The 3581-nt window shown below is 72.9% G+C and carries 4 protein-coding genes and 1 pseudogene; 3 read left to right on the forward strand and 2 right to left on the reverse strand.

The window, feature by feature from the left end:
• Positions 1-120 precede the first annotated feature (120 nt).
• Positions 121-327, forward strand: a pseudogene (locus tag G6R24_RS24270) (alcohol dehydrogenase catalytic domain-containing protein); the annotation flags it as partial.
• 32 nt (positions 328-359) lie between these two features.
• Here the strand turns inward: G6R24_RS24270 and G6R24_RS22940 are convergent.
• Positions 360-677 carry a type II toxin-antitoxin system RelE family toxin gene (locus tag G6R24_RS22940; protein ID WP_163550603.1) on the reverse strand — a complete coding sequence of 106 codons (318 nt, stop codon included), beginning with the start codon at positions 675-677 and terminating at the stop codon, positions 360-362.
• Positions 678-794: 117 nt separating this feature from the next.
• Positions 795-1475 carry an HAD family hydrolase gene (locus tag G6R24_RS19405; RefSeq protein ID WP_163550604.1) on the reverse strand — a complete coding sequence of 227 codons (681 nt, stop codon included), beginning with the start codon at positions 1473-1475 and terminating at the stop codon, positions 795-797.
• A 152-nt stretch (positions 1476-1627) separates the two neighbouring features.
• On the opposite strand from G6R24_RS19405, the gene G6R24_RS19410 reads away from it, so the two are divergent.
• Positions 1628-2068: a CoA-binding protein gene (locus G6R24_RS19410; protein ID WP_476695813.1), complete on the forward strand. Its 441-nt coding sequence runs from the start codon at positions 1628-1630 to the stop codon at positions 2066-2068.
• Positions 2069-2172: 104 nt separating this feature from the next.
• On the forward strand, positions 2173-3581 hold a 1409-nt coding region (locus G6R24_RS19415), incomplete at its 3' end, for a toll/interleukin-1 receptor domain-containing protein (RefSeq protein ID WP_163550605.1).

A 3581-nucleotide genomic window follows, 5' to 3' on the forward strand; every position in this document is an offset into this window, starting at 1 on the left:
TGCCACGGCCAGCCCCACTGGCACCGCACCTGTCCGAAACGGAACGTGAGACCAGCTACCACCAGCACGGCGAAACCGTGCGCCTCATCGGCCCGCGCCGCGCTGGCACAACCCGCGGCTATGACGACGGCACTTACGTTGGAGACCTTCGGTGGTGGGCTGGAGCGCCGCGAGGTGCCCAGGCCCGTGCCGGCGGCCGGTGAGGTGCTGGTGGAGGTGGCGGCGAGTGGGGTGAATCCGCTGGATCTGAAGATCCGGGACGGGGGAGCGGCCCACGCGCGGGTGAGTGTGCCGGCAGCGCTAGGGATCGACCTGGCCGGGACGGTGGTAGCGGCCCGGCAACTACGACGGGCCGGCGCTCAGATGCGGCGCCAGCCGGCGGCGGTGCCGGTGCGGCCGACCGTCGGGACGACCCGGGTGCGGGCGCCACGGGGGCCGATCACCATGACCCGCACGGTCTGGGTGTTCGCGTCCACCCGGTAGAGCACCCGCCAGGTGCGGGTGGTCGCCTCGAACATGCCGACCTGCTCGCCGGGGATGGGTGTGCCGGCCTTGCGCGGGTCGTCGCGCAGCTTGCCGTCGAGGAAGCTGCGGACCTCGGCGCGGGTGAGCTCGGCCAGCTTGGCCAGATCCCGTTCGGCCGAGGCGGACAGGGTCACCTCGTGCTTGTCGCTCACCGCCGACCGCCCACGTTCATCACCAGATGATCCTATGCGTCCGACCGCCGACAAGCCGCCCGTTCGCCCCCTCGCCTCCTCGCCGCATCGGGCGACGGGACGTGGCGCAGGGCCGGATCACCGGGGGCGGGCCGCCGCGGCGCGGATGACGTCGACGGTGAGGTCGGCGGTGACGGGGACGGTCGCCGCGGCCAGGGCCAGGGCGTCCGCGGCGGGTGGGAAATGGGCGTTCGGGACGGCCACCACCGCCATGCCCGCGGCCGACGCAGCACGCAGCCCGTTGCTGGAGTCCTCGACCGCGACACACGCCGCCGCCGGCGCACCGAGGCGACGGGCGGCCTCGAGGTACACGTCCGGCGCGGGCTTGCCGCGCGACACCTCCTCCGAGGACACCGCCACGGCGAAGGACGCGCGGAGCCCGGACCGGTCGAGCACCAGCTCGATCAGCGCCCGCGGAGACGAGCTGGCCAGCCCCAACAGGTGGTGCGCCGCGATCGCCTGGACCGCCTCGACCGCACCGGGCAGCAGCGGCGGTGCCGCGCCGTACCGGGCGGCCACCAGGTCGATCACCTCGGCGGCGATCCGCTGCGGCGTCCCGGAGATGCCGAGGCTGGTGAGGTACGTCGACCATTCGGCGGTGCTCATGCCCATCATGCGGGCGGTGCTGTCCGGCTCCCAGCGCCCGCCTCGCTCGGCGACATATGCCTGACGCACCTCGTCCCACACCTGCTCGGAGTCGATCAGCACGCCATCGAGATCGAACACCACCGCCGCGACCGGGTTGGTGCCGCCGCCCATCGCACCTCTTCCGGTTCTCGCCCGGAGATCAGCTCCGGTTTCGCACAGCCGGTGTCGGTTCCGGCGGATATCCCAGCCGGACGATACGCTTGGCCCGTCCGGGTCAGCGGGGGTCGACCGCGTCGAATCCCGGATGACCTGGAGGGGGCCCGGTGTTGTCAGTGGTCATGCGCCACGGAGACGACGAGACGATCCGGCATCTGCTGACCGACACCGAGGTGTGGGCGGTCGTCGGCCTGTCCACCAACACCGCCCGAACGGCCTACGCGATCGGCGAGTACCTGCGCCGCGGCGGCAAACGGGTCATCCCGGTGCATCCCACGGCGCCGACGATCGCGGGGGAGCGTGGCTACGCCACACTCAGTGACATTCCGTTCCCGGTGGATGTCGTCGACGTCTTCGTCCGCTCGGAACTCGCCGGTCCGGTCGTCGATGAGGCGATCAAGGTCGGCGCGAAGGCCGTCTGGTTGCAGCTCGGTGTGCGTGACGAGGCCGCCGCGCGACGCGCCGAGGACGCCGGCGTCCCCATCGTGATGGACACCTGCCCGGCGATCGAGGCCCCCCGCCTCGCCCTGTCCTGGCCGCCCCGCTGACATCCCCAACCACGCCGCGGCGGTGGGGCCACGGCGGCCGCCGCCACGCTGACATCGGGGCTATCGCTATGGCCCGGGGCGTCCACAGGGCAAAATGATGCGCCATGTCGGGGGATCGTGACGCAACGCCAGGGTGGGGCTTCTTCGTCTCCTACACCGCGACGGATCGGCCCTGGTCGGAATGGATCGCCTGGCAGCTGGAGGAGAACGGCTACCAGGTGCTTGTCCAGGCCTGGGACTTCGTGCCCGGTGTGGACTGGCGACGCAAGATGGACCAGGGTGTCGCCCACGCCACCCGCACCATCGCGGTCGTCTCCGCGGCGTACCTGATCTCCGTCTACGGCGGTGAGGAGTGGCGTGCCGCCCGGGCCGCGGACCCCGAGGGCCTGCAACGTCGCCTCCTGCCGATGCGTGTCGAGGACTGCGACCTGCCCGACGAGCTGCAGACCGTGGTGTCGGTCGACCTGTTCGGTCTCACCGCCAGCACCACCCGCGACCGTCTGCTCACCGCGGTGCGGGCCGCGCTGCTGGGCCGGGAGAAACCGACCGTCGAGCCCGAGTTCCCGCTGCATCTCGGACGCTCCTCACAGCGCCGCCCCAGCACACCCACCAGCCTTACCGCGGACGTCGAGGACCCCACGATCGAAGGGGGTAACCCGGCCGCGGGCAGCGACGATGTCACCCTGCCCCCCTCGAACGGACTACCCCAGCCCGTCCTCCCACCCGTGAATCCGCCCACGCCGCCGTCTTTCCCGACCACCCCGATGCCCTCCTTCGCCGAGACGGTCCCGGCGGACGCCTCCGCGGCGACCCTCCCGGTCGCGCAGAACCACCCCGACATGGCAACCGTCCCCGTCCCCGCGGCCGACCTGAACCCGACCGAGGACCGCACTCTCCCCGCGGACCGCGCCGCCCAGGAGCCCCCGACGGTGGCGGCAGGCCAGCGACGCGGCCCCCGACCGATCAGCGGACGCCTCACCGGCCACGCCAGCTGGGTGCGATCGATCGCGTTCGCACCGGACGGCCGCACCCTCGCCAGCGGCAGCCACGATCGCACCGTCCGGCTGTGGGACGTCATCGCCGCGCGACACGCCCCGGCGGTGGCAGCCCTCCTGACCGGACCTGCCGACCGGGTCCTCTGCGTCGCCTTCGCCCCCGACGGCACACTGCTCGCCGCGGGCAGCGCCGACGGAACGGTCCGCCTTTGGCAGGTCACCAACCGACGCCACCCGAACCTGGTCGCAGTCCTGCGCGCCGGCTCCGCCAAGGCGCCCTCGCCGGTCTGGTCCGTGACCTTCGCCCCGGACGGCCACAGCCTCGTCGCCGGCTGCCACGACGGCCGGGTACGTCGCTGGGACACCAGCTGGCACACGGCGACGGGACGTCCGCCCCGCGGCGACGCCCTCACCTCGCACGTGTCCCTGCCCGGCCACCCCGACCGCGTACTCTCCGTCGCCTATTCGCCGGACGGACACCTGCTCGCCGCCGGTGGCGCCGACGGGACGGTCCGACT

Source organism: Candidatus Frankia nodulisporulans, from assembly GCF_902806475.1.
Taxonomy (GTDB): domain Bacteria; phylum Actinomycetota; class Actinomycetes; order Frankiales; family Frankiaceae; genus Frankia; species Frankia umida.

Coding starts and splice junctions, on each gene's coding strand:
- G6R24_RS19405 (WP_163550604.1), bottom strand. CDS start 1,475: ATGGGCGGCGGCACCAACCCGGTCGCGGCGGTGGTGTTCGATCTCGAT.